This is a genomic window from Advenella alkanexedens (assembly GCF_019132845.1).
In the GTDB taxonomy this organism is placed as follows: Bacteria; Pseudomonadota; Gammaproteobacteria; order Burkholderiales; family Burkholderiaceae_B; genus Advenella; species Advenella alkanexedens.
Genome location: NZ_JAHSPR010000006.1, coordinates 104,136 through 120,688, shown reverse-complemented (window position 1 = coordinate 120,688; position 16,553 = coordinate 104,136). Strand labels below are relative to the sequence as shown.

Below are 16,553 nucleotides of genomic sequence, written 5' to 3'. Positions count from 1 at the left end.
TTATATGGGAAGCTTGAGCGAAGTCAAGAAGTAATTGCATAAATCATGGTAAACCCCGTGTCGTTATTAATGAATGTTGCTGAATGGTGAACGCGAAATACATGTTACGATAATTGGCAGTTTAATTGGATCGGGAGTTTGCATGTGGAATGAGCGTTTTTCAGGTGAAGAGTACGTATACGGTACTGAACCCAATGATTTCCTGAAAGAGAACAGGGATTTGTTCAATACGCTGGCAATGCCTCAAAAGATTTTATGTCTTGGCGAGGGGGAAGGGCGCAATGCGGTTTTTCTGGCCCAACAGGGCAATCAGGTCTGGGCACTGGATTATGCGCAGGCCGGCCTTGATAAAACCCGCCAGCTGGCTGCCCTGAAGCAGACCCGGGTACACACGATTCATGCCGATCTCACGACTCATGAGTTACCCGAGGCTGAATATGATGCGGTTATCATGGTTTTTTGTCATTTGCCTTCGGCAAACCGGCCTTTTCTGTATGAGCAAATCCGTAAAACACTCAAGCCTGAAGGCGTTCTGCTGGCTGAACTGTATACGCCTGAGCAGCTTGAGTACCGAACCGGTGGCCCTGGTAATGTAGACATGCTGGTAAGCAAAGAAGAGCTGGAACAGGCGTTTGCGTCATATTCACTTCTTGTCAGCAAGGAGTGTGTACGGGACATTCATGAAGGTAAGCTTCATACCGGCAAGGGAGCCGTGGTTCAGTTTATTGCCCGCAAGACGTAAACCGGGTTGTATGGATATTGACGGATATTTTTTGTACAGTAGTAAAATAAGGCTTGTATTAAACAGGCCTTATTTTGTGCGTATCCGGAGAAAAAATGCGGCATCAGCTGAAAACCGACATTGGAACTTTACTGGACAAGGTCCGTGCCAGTACCCCACTGGTTCATCATATTACCAATTATGTGACGGTGAATGACTGCGCCAACATGACCCTGGCCATCGGGGCTTCGCCGGTCATGGCGGACAGCATTCATGAAGTCAGGGATATGGTGTCAATTGCCGCTGCCCTGGTCATTAATACGGGCACCTTGAATGAGGCAACGGTGGCTGCCATGCACGCCGCCGCCAAACAGGCCAATGCAAAAGGAATCCCGCTGGTCCTGGATCCGGTGGGGGCGGGGGCCACGCCCTACCGGACAGAAACGGTACGTCAATTGTTGCAGCAGGCCCGCTTTTCTGTCATTCGCGGCAATCTGTCAGAAATACGGGTATTGGCCGGACTGGATGAAAAAACCCGGGGGGTTGATGCTACGGCGGTGTTTGACGGTAATGCGCTTCAACAGGAAACACGGATATTTATTGAAAATACCGCCCGTAAACTGAACACAACGCTTGCGGTGACGGGGGCGGTTGATATTGTTTCTGATGGCAAGCGTACCTGTTTTATAGAAAATGGCCGGCCTGAAATGGCGCGGGTAACCGGGACGGGCTGCATGTGCAGTTCCCTTGTGGGGGCTTTTCTGTCAGTGACCGACGATGCCTTTTTTGCTGCGCTGGCAGGGGTGTTGTGTATGGGTATCGCAGGTGAAATTGCCTACGGGAATTTGCAACCGCAGGAAGGCAATGCCAGCTATCGCAACCGGATCATTGATGCCGCCTATCATTTGACGGCCGCCCGGCTGGCCGGGCGGGCAAGACTGACAGGTTGATGGTTGTGGATAAACAGTCCGTGAATAACTTTAACCTGTTTAAACTATTAATTTCCCATAGCCATTAGTTTTCTATATTCTCGGCCAGCAAGCGTCCCAGCGTGGCTCCTAAAACCAGGTCATCAATCTGGCCGAAATGGTTTAGCCGGACATGCCCCTGTTTATCCAGGATAAGTAGGCTTGGGGTGCCTTGCAAGCCCCATTGCGCCATGGTTTGTGGAATCGGGTTGTGGGTAGAGGGGGCATCTACACCAATGGGAAAGCGCAGGCGGAATTCGTGAATGAAGGCTTCAAGGGCATGTGGCTGCATGGCCTCGTGATGTTCAAAAACCGTGTGCAGGCCAATCACTTTCAAGCCTTCGGCAGCCAGGGCCTGGTGTACTTTTGCCGCTTGTGGAATGGCATGCAGCACGCAACCCGGGCATAGCATCTGGAAGGTGTGAATCATCACGACATGACCGCGCAGGTCGGCCAGTTGCAGTGGTTGCGGTGTATTGAACCACTGCGATACATGCCATTCCTGGATTGGAAAATAACTTTTGTTCATACCGTTGCCCTGTTCAGAAAGCGCCTTCCCTGATGTAGGGCTGGCTCCAGAGGATGACCTGCAATAAAACCGCCTTGACCCAGGCCGCATGCATTTTTTCAACTTCTTCGGCAGAGGCGCCCTTATTACCCAGGAATGGTTTAAGGGTGGTGGTAATGGGGATGGTTAACCCAACCAAATATCTAAAGTGTACCTGTGGAACGCTGCTGGCACCATCGGTTTTGTTTTTCTTGTGGTGGGTATGGCGCAGGCCGATTTCATATTGCCAGTTCAGCCAGTCCTGGTCAAACCGGGCGTCTGCCGTATCCAGAATCCATTGGGCAAAACGCTTGCGCACGGCGGCCAGATAGGCAGGGTCTGCCTGTCCGGTTTTGGCATCACTGAAATAAACCAGCAGCTCCGGGGTGGAGGCCACAAAACCGTACCAGACATCCAGAATGGCATCGGTCTGGTCAGCCAGGATCGCTTTGCTTTGCCGCAATGCCTGAATGTCTTCATCGCTAAAAAGCATGGTTTTTTGCAGTGCTGCCAGATCGCTCGCCGTGTAGGGGGCCTGGGCAAGTGTTGGCTGTCCATAGGCATAACCGGGAATTGCTTCTTGGGCGGCAGCTGTTGATGACTGAATGATGCCGGCGGTGGCACTAAGCAGAATGAATTGAAAGGGTTTCATGACGGTCTCCTGGCGTGTAATTTATACGGCGTTTGAATCACGGTTGCTTGTATGATGCGCCTTTGTTCTGGATAATAGGTGGCATGAAATCCAGAAAAGTTAACTTATCGTCCAGTTTGCAGCATCAGAGCCCAGCGCCTTCTGTTGATCGCCTGTCGGGATTGCTGGCGCACTTCAGGGTGCAGGCCAGCTTGTTCCATTCGGGTCTCTTGTGTGGCACCAATACGTTTGATGCGATACCCGGGAGAGCGTTTCTGCATGTCCTGCGCAGGGGAAGCATGCAGGTAAGGCATCCTGCCATGCAGGGGGTGGAGCCCGTATTGGCGCTGAATGAGCCGTCCTTGCTGCTGTATACGCGGCCCCTGGCTCATGTGTTTGTCAATCCGCCCGAAGAAGGGTCTGATTTCACTTGCGCCACTTTGGATTTTGATGGCGGAGAGCGAAATCCGTTTGTGGCTGCCTTACCGCCTGTAGTCTGGGTGCCCTTGCGGGAAGTGGCCGGTTTACAGCCTGCCCTTGATTTGCTGTTCGCTGAAACTGAAAAAATGCATTGTGGTTCCCGCTTGATTGCCAATCGTCTTTTTGAGGTGGTTTTGATCCAGTTGTTACGCTGGATCCTGGACCACCCCCATAAAGTAGGTGTTTCCCGTGGATTGATTCTGGGGTTGGCAGATGCCCGGTTGGCAAAAACACTGGTTGCCTTGCATCAGTCACCCGGCAAGCCTTGGTCACTGGCGTCTATGGCGCAAACGGCCGCCATGTCACGCAGCGCATTTGCCGCTGCTTTCAGGCAGGTGACTGGTATGACGCCCGCTGCTTATCTGGCCGATTGGCGGCTGACGCTGGCGTGCACCATGATCAGGGACAAGCGTCCGCTTAAGCTGATAGCGATGGAGCTGGAATTTTCCAGCGCTTCTTCTCTATCAAGGGCTTTTAGCCAGCGTTTTGGCATGTCGCCGCGCCAATGGGCTCAAATGCAGTCTGCCCCTGCTGTGTTTATGTCTGGGTATTAAGGGGTAAGGGCCAGTTATGTTTTTTGCATAACCGTGTCCCGGGGTGTCAGGTTGCCCGGCGGGTTTTGCAGCAAGGTTTCCAGTGTATTCAAAAGCGCATCGGGTGAAGCACTGGCATCAAGTACCGGTATTTTTCCCTGTTCAACCGCTGGCGGTTTTTTTAATGACTGAATATAGGCTTCCCAATTTTGCAGCTTCCAATGGTCACGCGGGTCTGCCCGCTGAATGATGCGTGCTTTACGAACCGGGTGGGGCAGGTCAAGCCAGACATGACGCAGGCTTGTATTGGCCGGCAGGCCCAAGGCTTGCGCGGAAAACAGGGCACCTGAAGCCAGTTCCCGGCTCCAGGGCCCGGGAAATACCACATTTAGGCCCAGTTCCAGTTGTTCTTTGCCAATCAGCAGGGTGCTTTTATATTGCAGGTCACGTATTTTTTCCTTGAAAAAAGGGCTGTCCCGGTCATTCGGGTCCTGGCCGAAAGCCTCCAGGAAAGGGCCAGTCCAGTATTCGCCGACGGTATCTTTGTCAAGAACGCACCATGTGCGTTGTTGTTGCAGCTGTCGCTGGATAAAACGAGTGGTCAGTACCGATTTTCCGGTACCGGCATGACCCAGAATGAAAAGCGCGCAAGGGGCAGACATGAGTCTCCTTTAAGCAAGACAGTGTAAATGTTCAATAATCCGGCAATTTGTACCGGTCAAAAGCAATTATAAGTCTTGCAGCTTGATGTGCTGATGAATTTGCCAATACGGCTAATGCTGGCTGGTCTGCGTCATGCTTGCCGTGCCGCATTCGGGCAATAGCCGCAAAGGCAGTTGTTGACTGTTCAACCAGGCTTGCAGGTTTGCCGCAGCAGGCGTTGGCTGCTGTTCAGGGCGGATGGGGTGGGCATAATCGGCCCACATTAACATGGCCAGGGCCTGTAGCAGCAGGCCCGGCTCTGCCTGGAATGGAGCCAGCTGGCGTAATGCCTGAAAGGACTGTGGGCCTTTTTTCAAGGCGGTCAGCAAGGGTGAAAATAAATCCGCAGGCCCGGGAATGATGCCAATCGGGGTTTTGAATTCAAGTGAACCCGGTGCAGGCATGTTGGGCAGTGCCTTGAAAACGGTTTTGTCCATCAGGTCGAGGTGTTTTTCAACATCCAGTGTCTGGGGGCTTGATTGAAAAACATCCTGCCGCTGGTGCTGGTTGCGAGCCATATCCTTGACGGTTTCCCGCAGTGCCTGGCCGGGCAGGTTTTTCAGGATTGGTTGGAGATTGCCAGGGATAGACAGGGTATCCATATTCTCAAAGCCATTGGCGCTGCCGATGAAGCTGACTCCTGTCTGGCTGATAATACGGTGCAGGTCGGCAGAATGTTGGGGGTGCCAGTAATCAGTCAGGAACTCGTGTGCCAGATAGGCAGGCAATTCTTTTTCAAGTGCTTGCAATTCTTTTTGGATTTCGGGGTTGTCCACGAACAGGCCTGCCCCTTTGTTGGCCAATGTGCGCAGCAGTGTCATGCCGTTCTGGATGCCTTGTACCGAATCGCCCTTGGTTATTTTGGCGGCCTCATAAAGCACTTTTTGCAGGGCAGTCAGGCGGGCGGCACCGGGGTAACACATGTAGTGCAGGTACACCAGGCCTTGCGGCTCAAGTGATTGGTAAATCAGTTGAAGAATGCCGGCCTGGGCCTTGGGTGGCAGCCATGACCATGTGCCGTGGCTGACGATAAAATCAAATTTTCCGCTATTGTTTGCGGCAAAATCATCGAAACTGGCTTCAATAAAACGGATGTTTTCAATGTTCAGCGTTTTTGCCAATGCCTGGGCGCTGGCAATATGCTTTTTGTTGAAATCAATGCCGGTGAATTGTCCGGCAGGGTTGCAGGCCGCGGCAACCAGCAGGTTGAGGCCAGGCCCACAGCCCAACTCGCAATAGCGGTAAGGTTTACTGATATCCGGAACGGCACAGCCTAATGTCTGTATGGTGTGGCATAGCCATATCGGCTGCATTTCCTTGTGAAAATGAAGAGGATAGGAAACATCAATGATATAACCGTCACGGTGTTGCATTATTGGCTTCTTGATGGGTTGTGAAGTAGGAAAACATATCGCTAAAAACAAGGGGAACCTCGGGGGCATATCCGAAGTTCCCGGTTGTAAAAGCGGTTTTAAGGTTAGAAGCGGGCAGTCACACCCATGTAGTAGGTACGACCATTTCCGTCACCGTAATCGTCATCGGTTCTGGCGATATTATTGGTCAGGTTTTGAATGCCGGCACGCAAAGTCAGGTTTTTGTTAACGGCATAGTTAACGCCGATATCAAGTGTGGTGTTTGCATAGGCAAAATGGTTGCTCCCTGTATAGTCTACGGGTGGGGTATAAAGTTGTTTGCCAATATACTGTACCGATGCATAGGTGGACAGTTTTTCTGTGGCTTGCCAGTCAAGCAGGGCATTGGCGGTCCATTTGGGTGTCATGTTCAGCCAGCTACCGGTGGTTTTGTTTTTGGACTTGATCATGTAAGTGGCATTGCCGCTCAGTCTTAAGCCGTCTGTAATGGGAAGGCCAAATGAGGCTTCCAGGCCGGCGGTTTCTCCTTCTTCAATATTGAATTGCTGGGTGTACCAGGTGCCGTTGATATTACCCAGAAAGCCATTTTGGATCATATCTTTGATTTTGCTGTGGAAGTAGGTCAGGTCAAACGAGTAACCGGCTTGGTCAAAAGCAATACCCAGCTCATAGTTGGTGCTGACTTCAGGTTTCAGGTCTGGATTGCCAATCATGTAGCACTGGCCGCCGGTATAGCCCAAAGGACGCAGTGAAGTACAACCCATGCCCATGGAAGAGGTGCCAGAGGTGAGAGAACGCTCTTTCAGGTTGGGGGCACGAAAGCCTTTTGAAACGCCACCTTTGATGGTCCATGACTCGGTAGGATGATAAACCAGGTATCCGCGCGGGCTGACATGCAAATCAAATTCGTCTGACTTGTCACCACGTACCCCCAAGGTCAGGATCAGGTCGTCCCGCAGGAAAATCTGGTCTTCAACAAACAGTGACCATGCCCAGCCTTTGGGGTGTTTATCGGCGGTGATGGTATCACCACCCGGCAGCAGGACGCTAAGGATATTGCCAATATTGCTGGGGTTTTCAACTTCTTCCCGTTTGTATTGGGCACCTACGGTTAGCCAGTGTTCCACGCCAGCCGTGCTAAAGGGCATGTCAACCTTGAAATCGGCAACATGTTCTTTGGATTTTGCGCCCAATTGATCGCCTTCGCCCTTGTTCTCATAGCTGTTGGCGTACAGATCCAGTTTAGTGCGGATTTCACCGAAACGGCCTTCGTGCCCAATGCCAAAATAGGTGTGGCGCATGTCAGAGCCAAAAATTTCACTGGTAACGCCGTCTTGGGCTTCACGTTGCGTCAGGTCGGGGAACTCTTCAGCCTTGTTGCGCCCTACGGAGCCATCCAGATAGAAGCTGTGATTTTCATTCAGTTGCCAGTTGAGTTTGGCATTCATGTTCTGGTTGGCCGAGCCACTGGAACCACGGGGACCTGTATCGGGTTCACGGTTGGTATAGCTGCCGCCCAGCCGGATGCCCAGGCTTTCTGTAATCGGGCCGCCAATATTAAAGCTGTGAGAGTTGGTGTCGCCGGATTTGCCAGAGTCGGGCACGCTCAGGCTGTTCGTGAGTGAACCGCTCCAGACGTTATCGATTTTGCGGGTAATAATGTTAATGACCCCGCCCATGGCTTCAGAACCGTACAGGGTGGACATGGCGCCGCGCACGACTTCGATTCTGTCAATGGCATCGGGCGACAGCCAGTCAAGGTCCTGGGGAATGGTGTCAGGGCGATGTCCAAGCAGGTTGGAGCCGCCGATACGTTTGCCGTCAACCAGAATCAGGGTGTATTTGTCGGGCATGCCGCGAAAAGCGATTTTTGAACCTGCACCGGCAGGGGCAAAACCACCGGTTACACCGGGAATCGTGCCAAGCACTTCGGCAATACTGGCAGTGGGTTTACGGTCCAGTTCCTTACGGGTAATCACACTGACGCTGGCAGGCGCATCACGAATTTCGCTTTCAACACTGCTGGCAGAGGCGAAGATGGTCTCAAGCTCAACAGCAGCCATGTCATCAATGGTGCTGTTGTCCTGTGCGTAAGAAGAGGTGGCGGCCGTTGCCAACAAAATGGCACTGGCCAAACGGTTCAGTTTGAAAGAGGCGGACAGCCTGGAGTTTTGTGTATGACTCATGTTATGAATGCGGAAGCTCAATGTATTTAAGATTAATATTGATAATGATTATCATTAATTATATAACATAGTAATTAAAAAAGTGTAAAGATTTATCTGGAAAATGGTTTGCAGGATGTTGTTATTAGCCAAGGATGATGAGTGGCCCGGCCTGTTAAAATTTGTTTTGGCTGAACAGAAAGATCGTATTGTGCAAGCAGTTTTGCTACACTTGATGGCAGTCTAACCAGTTGAAAGGCATTTCATGAAACTAGCGTTGTTGCTAACGGTTCCCGTTCTGTTTGTGGCGGCAGGTTGCGCCAATCCGGTTAAAATTGTTCCTGCACTTACTGAAGATGAAAAACAAACCCTGACGTGCAAGGAAATAGGCAGGGAGTCCGACCGCCTGAATATTTTGCTGAATCAATTGCGTCATGGCAATGAGCCGCTGTTTGGTAATGATCCAGCCCAAATTCAACAGGCAGAACAGGCTGCGCAATGGCGCCTGAACCAGATTCGTGAGTTAAGTGTCCAAAAACTGTGTGTTTTTGGTTAAAGTTAAACCCGTTCGGATTAATTAATCCATTTGCCTTTTAAGGTTAAGTTAATGAAAAAAATGATTCTTCTTCCATGCCTGTTGTTGGCAGCCTGTGCCAATGGTCCGGTTGATGACAGTAAGGCTGCAGAATGTGCGCAGGTCCAGTCCCGGATTATCCAGCAGCCTGGTATTCCTGGGACCAGCAATTTCCTGTCACGAGCCCATGACAATGTCCGTGCGGATGCCGAGCGTGAACGTGCCCGACGCATGGGATGCCTTAAATAGGCCGGTGTCTGTTCAAAATCACTCTGCGGAGTGATTTTTTTTGGCCATCAGGACGCCCTCATTGGCCAGTTGGTCTGCGCGTTCATTGCCCGGGTCACCGGCATGGCCTTTGACCCATTTCCAGGTAATGTCATGCCGGGCCACCAGTTCGTTCAGTTCAAGCCATAAATCCATGTTTTTTACTGGTTTTTTATCGGCAGTTTTCCAGTCACGCCTGATCCAGCCGTCCATCCATTCGGTAATGCCTTTTTGCACATATTGTGAATCAATGTGAAGCAGGACCTTGCAGGGGCGCTTCAGTGCTTTAAGTGCCTGGATGACTGCGGTCATTTCCATTCGGTTATTGGTGGTTTCGGATTCCCCTCCGCAAAGTGTTTTTTCATGGTGTCCCTGTTTTAGCAATACGCCCCACCCACCAATGCCGGGATTGCCCTTGCAGGCACCGTCAGTCCATATTTCAACTATTTTTTTATCCATTTTCCGTATTGAACAATTGAGTGATATCTCTTTGGGTAATAATGGCAGGACGTCTGCTGGCCAGACTTTTTCTGCGTTGCTTTTTCTTGAGCAAGGGCCCGACAAGGTGCATGCCGCGAGCCCGTTTTTCGGCTGAAAGCACGTAGACGCCTCCGGTCACGGGCCACCAGCGGTCACCGGCCCTGTTCATGAAATCCCAGCGCTTAAGCCACTTCTCGGTTTGACAGGCAGGAGTATAGCAGCCGAAATGACCCCGATTGATGTCGAGGGATAATAATTTGAACCAGTCTTTCAGGCGACGGACCGAGACCATGTTGCGGTTGGGAATGGGGATCCATGGATTCATGAATGGCATGCCATTGCGAAGGCCCCACAGGCTGTTGGGATTGAAGCCGGAAATAACCACCCGGCCCTCGTAAACCAGTACCCGCTCCACTTCCCGTAGAATTTGATGCGGGTCTTGCGAGCACTCTAGAATATGTGGAAGAATAACCAGATCCAGGCTGCAGTTGGGGAAAGGCAGTTGGTCCAGGCGGCCGTGAATGATTTTTGGCTGATCGGTCGATGTTACATTTTTTTTGGATTCATCCGTTAAAATCGCTTTTGACCTGATCCGGTTGTTTCGCAGAAAATCCCATGCCGGCAAGCCAATTTGCAATGCATGGAAGCCAAATGCGTTGGCAACGATCTGATCAAATTTATCTGTTTCCCAGCGGATAACAGTTTGACCGGGATCAGTATTGAGCCATTGCGTAAGGTTTAAAATCTGCGGGTTGGTTTGTGTCACGCCTGCCTCGGGGTAAGTGTAGATATTTCTTGGAGCATTTAAGTATTGGATATGACCTGTAAAATTCAGCCCATCAGTGCCTTTAACGATAATTATATCTGGATAATTGTACAGGGGAACAATGCCGTGGTGATTGATCCCGGTCAGGCCGAACCGGTGCTGGAAGTGCTGCGGGCTCAAAACCTGGATTTGCGGGCCATTCTGGTCACCCATCACCATGCCGATCATGTGGGAGGAATTGCCGGTTTGCGTGAACACACGGGAGCCAAAGTGTTTGGTCCTGCCACAGAGTCCATTCCTTTTTGCGATGTGCCCTTGCAGGAAGGCGACAGGGTCGGCATAGACGGTTTTTCCTGGTCGCTCTCTGTCCTTGAGGTGCCCGGTCATACATTGGGTCATATTGCCTATTATGGCGATATCAATCCCAACGAACCCGTGCTTTTTTGTGGTGATACCCTGTTTGCGACCGGTTGCGGAAGAATTTTTGAAGGGAATCCCACGCAAATGTACCAGAGCATTGATAAATTCAGAAAACTGCCGCAAAATACGCGGGTATTTTGCGCTCATGAGTATACATTGAGCAATATTGAATGGGCGCTTGCAGTAGAGGGGAGTAATCCTGATTTGCAGCAGTGGTCACAAGAAGCACGCTTGATCAGGAACCAGCAAAAACCAACCGTTCCCACTACGGTCGGTCACGAACTTAAGACCAATCCGTTTATGCGGGTTGAGTGCGAGTCTGTTATTAATGCCGCACAGGACAAAGCCGGGCGCAGTTTGAATGCCCCCGATGAGGTATTTGCCGTGTTGCGCGATTGGAAGAATTCATTCTAGGGATACTCATGAAATTAGTTAAGCTTGCCGTTATAGCTTCAGTTGTTGTTTTAACCGGGTGTGCATCCTCCGGTAATTCTTCCAAAAATTATTCTTCCTCAAATGGGCAGCAAAAAGATGTTTGGGAAAGAATCCGCAAAGGGCTCAAGATGCCCGATCTGCAAGATGACAGGGTTGAATACTGGACCAATTACTATGCGGCCCGTCCTGCGTCCGTGCAAATAATGGCGCAGCGCTCAAGCAAGTATATTCACTATATTACCCAGGAACTGGAAAGACGCAATATGCCCACTGAACTGGCTTTGTTGCCGTTTGTTGAAAGTGCCTATAATGCGAAAGCGGTTTCCAGTGCCAAAGCGGCCGGTCTGTGGCAATTCATTCCAAGTACGGGCACGCATTACAACTTGACGCAAGACTGGTGGAAAGATGAAAGACGGGATCCTGTCCAGTCTACCCATGCCGCGCTTAATTATCTGTCATATCTGCACGGTTTTCAGGATAATGACTGGCATTTGGCTCTCGCCTCTTACAACTGGGGAGAGGGTGCGGTTAAGCGTGCCCGTGAGCGTAATGCCAGTACGGGGCTCGGTACCGATTACCTGTCCCTTAAGATGCCCAAGGAAACACGTGATTATGTTCCCAAGTTACAGGCTTTCGAAAACATCATAAGGAATCCCGCCCGTTATGGCATTAAACTGCCTCATGTGCCAGACCAGCCTTATTTCGAGAAAGTCAGCAACACGCATGACATTGATCTGGACGTTGCGGCCCGATTGGCCGAGATTTCCGTTGAGGAATTTCGTGAACTGAATCCATCGTTCCAGCGAAGTGTACTGCTTGATGAGCACGCTTCGCAAATTCTGCTGCCCAAGCATAAAGTGACTGCCTTCAAGCGTAACCTTAAAAATTACCAGGGAGAACTCTCGGCGTGGGAAGGCTATACCCCTGCTCCGGGCGAGTCCCTGGCAAGTATTGCAGACAAACACGGCATTTCCCTGGACAAGTTGAAGTCGCTGAATGGTTATGGATCAAAGCAGTCGGTTGCCCTGTCTTCCAGAACCCTGATGGTGCCACGCAATTCGGGTGCATCGGCGGGTATTACACCTAATGACATCATGGCGCCTGCCATTAACACGGCGGCACCGGCCATGCTGGCCAGCAACGATAATGTGGCAAGGCCCTCAGCCATGTCCCCAACGGTACCCGCCCGGGCTTCGGCACCCGTTCCTTCAGCCGTTTATACCAAAAAACCCGATGTGGCAGCGGCTTTGGCAGCAAGAAATATAGATCCTTTGGTTGATATTATCAATTCAGGTAATAATGCCAGCTTAACGGCGGGTGTACGTGCCGTACCCGTAGCCGCTTCAAAGGCCGCCATTCCTGCCACCGTTTCACGGCCGGCCGTGTATACACGGCCTGCGGTGGCCGCTGTCGCCCAAACCCCTGCCAAGCCTGCCGTGCGTACGGCTTCTTTAACCAAGCCGGCTCCAAAAGCCGAGGCGAAGAAAAAGGTATCGGCTCATAAAGTGGTCAAGGGAGACACACTTTACTCTTTGGCAAAACGTTATAATACATCGGTTCAAGATTTGAAAGCGTTGAATAACATGAGTAACACAGACCTGAAACCAGGGGCATCGTTACGTATTCCCGGAGCCGGAAGCCGCGGTTAGGCCCGGCCGAACCGCTAAATTTTCAAGATGAAAATTGCGTAATACTTTCAGGTTACGCAATTTTTTTATAATGATTCCATTTTGCAAAATAGGATAAGAAACAATGGGTTTTCTTGCAAATAAAAGAGTCCTGGTCACAGGCGTCATTTCCAATCGTTCCATTGCTTATGGCATTGCACGTGCCTGTCATCAGCAAGGTGCCGAGTTGGCATTCACCTACGTCGGCGACCGCTTCAAAGACCGTGTCACGGAATTTGCCGCTGATTTTGGCAGCAATATCGTGATTCCCTGCGATGTTTCCTCTGATGAAAACATTGATGCCGCGTTTGCCGAGCTGGCAAAGCACTGGGACGGCCTGGATGGCCTTGTGCACTCCATTGGTTTTGCACCCCGGGAAGCCATTGCCGGCAATTTCCTGGATGGCGTTACCCGTGAGAATTTCCGTATTGCCCATGATATTTCGGCTTACAGTTTTCCAGCCATGGCAAAGGCGGCATTGCCGTTGCTGCAGGCACGCAAAGGCTCTGTCCTTACCATGACTTACCTGGGTGCAGAAAAATCCATCCCCAATTACAATACCATGGGCCTGGCTAAAGCTTCTCTTGAAGCCAGTGTCCGTTATCTGGCCAGCGCACTGGGCGAGCAGGGTATCCGTTCTAATGCGATTTCCGCAGGCCCCATCAAGACATTGGCAGCCAGTGGCATCAAGGATTTTTCGGTTATTCTGAATTTTGTTGAAAAACATGCTCCCTTGCGTCGTAATGTGACTATTGATGACGTGGGCAATACTGCAGCCTTCCTGTTGTCAGAGTTGGCGGCAGGAATTACCGGCCAGGTGGTGCATGTCGATGCCGGCTTCTCGGCTGTTGTGCCAGGTATGGCTTAATTGTTTTTTCCGGGGTTGTATAAATAATGCGTCAGATTATTCTTGATACCGAAACTACAGGCCTTGATCCGGATCAGGGCGACCGGGTTATTGAGCTGGGGTGTGTCGAGGTCATTAATCGGGAGTTAACCGGGAATAACCTGCATCTTTATTTCAACCCCGACCGGGACAGCTCCCCCGAGGCTTTGGCGGTTCATGGCCTGACCACCGAGTTTCTGTCCCAACACAATCGATTCAGCGATGAGGCGCAACGCATTGCCGCTTATCTGGAAGGCGCTGAAATTATCATTCATAATGCCGCGTTCGATACTAAATTCCTGAATGCCGAGTTTGCCCGGGTAGGCATGCCTACGCTTAACAGCATTGCCGGTCTTATTACCGATACCCTGGCCATGGCGCGGGAACGATTCCCTGGCAAGCGCAATAACCTTGACGTGCTTTGCGAGCGTTTTGATATTTCCAACAAGCATCGTGTCTTGCATGGCGCCTTGCTGGACGCCGAGCTGCTGGCTGAAGTCTGGTTGGCCATGACACGAGGTCAGTTTGGTCTGCTGATAGATGAAACGGGTGAGCAGGGTACACAAAAAAAAATGACAGACATATTGGCACTGGATACCTTGATATTGCCGGTTATCAGGCCGTCAGATCCAGAGCTGCAGGCGCACCAGGAGTACCTGGATGCCCTGGATAAAGTAGCCGGAAAAACCTGTTTATGGCGTGAGCTCGCCTAATTCTCCTGTTGGGGCAGTGTGTGGCTGCCCTCGCCAATTTCACGTTGCATCAAGACTGTATCAATCCATCTGTTATGTTTGAAACCCGTGTTGGGCTGTATGCCTGTCAGGGTGAAGCCGTGACGCTTGTGCAGATTGATGGATGCCAGGTTTTCGGTGCCACCAATCACCGCGATCATCTGGCGCCAGGGGCCTAGTTCACAATGTCTGATGAGCGCCGCTAACAGTTGGCTGCCAATCCCTTTTTGTCCCATGTCATGGCGCAGATAAATGCTGTTTTCTACCGTAAAGCGATAGGCAATGCGCGGGCGGTATGCGGAGGCATAACAATAGCCAACCACTTCATTGTTGTAAAGGGCAACCAGATAGGGGTATCCGGCCGTAATGACTTTGTCATAACGCTGGCGCATTTCATTCACATCGGGAACTGTTTCTTCGAAGGTGGCCATGCCGTAAAGGACGTGATGTGCATAAATGGATTGAATGGCGGTTATGTCACTGGGCTGTGCGGGACGGATATGGCAGGTATCGGCTTGCATGATGAATCTGGCGGGAAAAGTGAAAAATAATTGTTTACAATCAAATAAACTAGCATAAAATCAGATAACCGGAAAGGATAAAGAGTACGATACTTCTATATCCTTCAAATAGTTGATTGAAGAGGAATTCATGTCTACACCATTTACACCGTTAAGTGATACCGTTGCCGTTGCACCCCAATTAAGCGCGAGTGATATGGCTGCCGTCAAGGCGGCCGGTTTCAATAGTGTTATTATCAATCGTCCCGATCTGGAAGGTGGCGACACCCAGCCGCTTTCAGCCGAGATCATCAAGGCCGGGCAAGAGGTCGGTCTTACCGTGGTGTACCAGCCTGTGGTGAGTGGTGCAATGACACAGGAAAACGTCAATCAGTTTCAAGAGTATCTGAAAACCTTGCCAACACCTATTTTGGCTTTTTGTCGTACCGGAACCCGTTGTACGCATCTGTACAATGCCGCCAAACAAACATCCTAGTTCAAAGGAGCTCACTTTATGTATAAAAAAATATTGCTGCCTATCGATGGTTCAGAAATTTCTGCTCAAGCTGCCAATTCCGGTATTTGTTTTGCCCGCCAAATTGGCGCTGAGATCGTTACCATTAATGTCACCCAGCCTTTTTCAACATTGATTGGTTTTGATGGTATGGCGGCTTCATATGCCATTTCCGATGGCGATTACGAAGAGGCTGCCAAAAAAGAAGCACAGGAGTATCTGAAGCCGGTCCTGGAGCGGGCTGAAACGGCAGGGGTTAAGGCAACATCAGTCATTACCTCCAATTACAGTGTGGCCGATGGCATTGTAGAGGCTGCCAAAGAGCATAATTGTGACCTCATATATATAGCCAGTCATGGCCGCAGCGGTTTGTCCCGGCTGTTGCTGGGTAGCGTAACGATCAAGGTGCTGTCTTTGGCGCATACCTCGGTTCTGGTCTATCGTGTCAAGGAAAGCAGCTAGTCCTTAAGTGGTCTTTTTGCAAATAAAACCGCCTTAAACCCTTAACCGGGATAAGGCGGTTTTTGTTTTCAGGGGCATTTGTTTTTTTTCAAGGCAGGTAGTGATACACTTTCCTTTCATATAGACTTTATTTCAAGGAGAAGTCATGATGATTAAAATTGGCGATAAAGTGCCAGACGGTACATTAACAGAGTTTATTGAAACCGCTTCCGAAGGTTGTTCTTTGGGGCCCAATGCATTTCAAGTATCGGACCTGGTCAAAGGCAAAAAAATTGCCCTGTTTGCAGTACCCGGTGCCTTTACGCCAACCTGCTCTGCCCAGCATCTGCCAGGATATATTGAACTGGAAAGCCAGCTCAAAGCCAAGGGGGTTGATGAAATCTGGTGTGTTGCCGTCAATGATGCTTTTGTGATGGGTGCCTGGGGTCGGGAACAGAATGCACAGGGTAAAGTACGCATGCTTGCTGATGGATCGGCAACATGGACCAAAGCCATGGGTCTTGAGCTTGATTTGACTGCCCGGGGTATGGGCGTGCGTTCACGCCGCTATTCCGCTGTATTGGAGGATGGTGTGGTTACGCTTCTGAACCTTGAGGAAGGCGGTGCTTATGAAGTGAGTGATGCAAAGACATTATTGTCCCAGTTAGGCTAGTTTATTGGTAATTTTTTAAGGTCCCTGCGTTGGCAGGGACCTTTTACTGTTCTGGATTGCGGATTGCAGGTGTCTGGGT

Annotated in this window: 20 protein-coding genes; 12 read left to right on the top strand and 8 right to left on the bottom strand. The window is 50.6% G+C overall.

Annotated features, from left to right (window positions below; genetic code table 11):
• Positions 1-142 precede the first annotated feature (142 nt).
• Both KU392_RS09600 and thiM read left to right on the top strand, forming a co-directional pair.
• On the top strand, positions 143-742 hold the full coding sequence (locus tag KU392_RS09600; protein ID WP_217735166.1) for a class I SAM-dependent methyltransferase: 600 nt from the start codon (positions 143-145) through the stop codon (positions 740-742).
• Between the two features lie 95 nt (positions 743-837).
• Entirely contained in the window at positions 838-1,671 is an 834-nt protein-coding gene (thiM, locus tag KU392_RS09595) for a hydroxyethylthiazole kinase (protein ID WP_169293735.1), read from the top strand.
• 64 nt (positions 1,672-1,735) lie between these two features.
• Here the strand turns inward: thiM and KU392_RS09590 are convergent, their stop codons facing one another.
• Positions 1,736-2,218 (bottom strand): redoxin domain-containing protein, encoded by a 483-nt coding sequence (locus KU392_RS09590; RefSeq protein ID WP_169293736.1) that lies wholly within the window; start codon positions 2,216-2,218, stop codon positions 1,736-1,738.
• A 13-nt stretch (positions 2,219-2,231) separates the two neighbouring features.
• Positions 2,232-2,888, bottom strand: coding sequence for a protoglobin domain-containing protein (locus tag KU392_RS09585; RefSeq protein ID WP_169293737.1), 657 nt, complete (start codon positions 2,886-2,888; stop codon positions 2,232-2,234).
• An 83-nt stretch (positions 2,889-2,971) separates the two neighbouring features.
• Here KU392_RS09585 and KU392_RS09580 point away from each other — a divergent pair, with 83 nt between their 5' ends.
• On the top strand, positions 2,972-3,901 hold the full coding sequence (locus tag KU392_RS09580) for an AraC family transcriptional regulator (protein ID WP_217735165.1): 930 nt from the start codon (positions 2,972-2,974) through the stop codon (positions 3,899-3,901).
• Between the two features lie 14 nt (positions 3,902-3,915).
• Here the strand turns inward: KU392_RS09580 and KU392_RS09575 are convergent, their stop codons facing one another.
• The 3 genes from KU392_RS09575 to KU392_RS09565 all read right to left on the bottom strand — a co-directional run bounded on the left by KU392_RS09575 (position 3,916) and on the right by KU392_RS09565 (position 8,141).
• Positions 3,916-4,542 carry a P-loop nucleotide/nucleoside kinase family protein gene (locus KU392_RS09575; RefSeq protein WP_217735164.1) on the bottom strand — a complete coding sequence of 209 codons (627 nt, stop codon included), beginning with the start codon at positions 4,540-4,542 and terminating at the stop codon, positions 3,916-3,918.
• A gap of 111 nt (positions 4,543-4,653) precedes the next feature.
• Entirely contained in the window at positions 4,654-5,955 is a 1,302-nt protein-coding gene (locus KU392_RS09570; protein ID WP_217735163.1) for a class I SAM-dependent methyltransferase, read from the bottom strand.
• A gap of 104 nt (positions 5,956-6,059) precedes the next feature.
• Positions 6,060-8,141, bottom strand: a complete 2,082-nt coding sequence (locus KU392_RS09565; RefSeq protein ID WP_217735162.1) for a TonB-dependent receptor domain-containing protein — start codon at positions 8,139-8,141, stop codon at positions 6,060-6,062.
• Between the two features lie 244 nt (positions 8,142-8,385).
• Between KU392_RS09565 and KU392_RS09560 the strand changes: the two genes are divergently transcribed.
• Positions 8,386-8,676, top strand: coding sequence for a hypothetical protein (locus tag KU392_RS09560; protein ID WP_169293742.1), 291 nt, complete (start codon positions 8,386-8,388; stop codon positions 8,674-8,676).
• A gap of 51 nt (positions 8,677-8,727) precedes the next feature.
• The gene (locus tag KU392_RS09555) at positions 8,728-8,943 is read left to right on the top strand and encodes a hypothetical protein (protein WP_169293743.1); all 216 of its coding nucleotides are present in this window, start codon (positions 8,728-8,730) and stop codon (positions 8,941-8,943) included.
• Positions 8,944-8,961: 18 nt separating this feature from the next.
• Here the strand turns inward: KU392_RS09555 and rnhA are convergent, their stop codons facing one another.
• Positions 8,962-9,420 (bottom strand): ribonuclease HI, encoded by a 459-nt coding sequence (gene rnhA, locus KU392_RS09550; RefSeq protein WP_169293744.1) that lies wholly within the window; start codon positions 9,418-9,420, stop codon positions 8,962-8,964.
• Positions 9,413-10,207, bottom strand: a complete 795-nt coding sequence (locus tag KU392_RS09545) for a class I SAM-dependent methyltransferase (RefSeq protein ID WP_217735161.1) — start codon at positions 10,205-10,207, stop codon at positions 9,413-9,415. Before KU392_RS09545 ends, rnhA begins: the two co-directional genes overlap by 8 nt.
• A gap of 51 nt (positions 10,208-10,258) precedes the next feature.
• Between KU392_RS09545 and gloB the strand changes: the two genes are divergently transcribed.
• The 4 genes from gloB to dnaQ all read left to right on the top strand — a co-directional run bounded on the left by gloB (position 10,259) and on the right by dnaQ (position 14,328).
• Entirely contained in the window at positions 10,259-11,041 is a 783-nt protein-coding gene (gloB, locus tag KU392_RS09540) for a hydroxyacylglutathione hydrolase (RefSeq protein ID WP_169293746.1), read from the top strand.
• Between the two features lie 8 nt (positions 11,042-11,049).
• Positions 11,050-12,711, top strand: a complete 1,662-nt coding sequence (locus KU392_RS09535; RefSeq protein ID WP_246587412.1) for a lytic transglycosylase — start codon at positions 11,050-11,052, stop codon at positions 12,709-12,711.
• Between the two features lie 103 nt (positions 12,712-12,814).
• Complete coding sequence (fabI, locus tag KU392_RS09530) at positions 12,815-13,597, top strand: enoyl-ACP reductase FabI (RefSeq protein WP_169293747.1); 783 nt, start codon at positions 12,815-12,817, stop codon at positions 13,595-13,597.
• Between the two features lie 26 nt (positions 13,598-13,623).
• Positions 13,624-14,328 (top strand): DNA polymerase III subunit epsilon, encoded by a 705-nt coding sequence (gene dnaQ, locus KU392_RS09525; RefSeq protein WP_169293748.1) that lies wholly within the window; start codon positions 13,624-13,626, stop codon positions 14,326-14,328.
• Here the strand turns inward: dnaQ and KU392_RS09520 are convergent.
• The gene (locus KU392_RS09520; protein WP_169293749.1) at positions 14,325-14,867 is read right to left on the bottom strand and encodes a GNAT family N-acetyltransferase; all 543 of its coding nucleotides are present in this window, start codon (positions 14,865-14,867) and stop codon (positions 14,325-14,327) included. The genes dnaQ and KU392_RS09520 overlap by 4 nt on opposite strands.
• 130 nt (positions 14,868-14,997) lie before the next feature.
• On the opposite strand from KU392_RS09520, the gene KU392_RS09515 reads away from it, so the two are divergent.
• From KU392_RS09515 to KU392_RS09505, 3 genes are all read left to right on the top strand, one after another.
• The gene (locus KU392_RS09515; RefSeq protein ID WP_169293750.1) at positions 14,998-15,342 is read left to right on the top strand and encodes a protein tyrosine phosphatase family protein; all 345 of its coding nucleotides are present in this window, start codon (positions 14,998-15,000) and stop codon (positions 15,340-15,342) included.
• An 18-nt stretch (positions 15,343-15,360) separates the two neighbouring features.
• Positions 15,361-15,822 (top strand): universal stress protein, encoded by a 462-nt coding sequence (locus tag KU392_RS09510; RefSeq protein WP_169293751.1) that lies wholly within the window; start codon positions 15,361-15,363, stop codon positions 15,820-15,822.
• A 145-nt stretch (positions 15,823-15,967) separates the two neighbouring features.
• On the top strand, positions 15,968-16,474 hold the full coding sequence (locus KU392_RS09505; RefSeq protein WP_169293752.1) for a peroxiredoxin: 507 nt from the start codon (positions 15,968-15,970) through the stop codon (positions 16,472-16,474).
• The last annotated feature ends 79 nt before the right edge of the window (positions 16,475-16,553 follow it).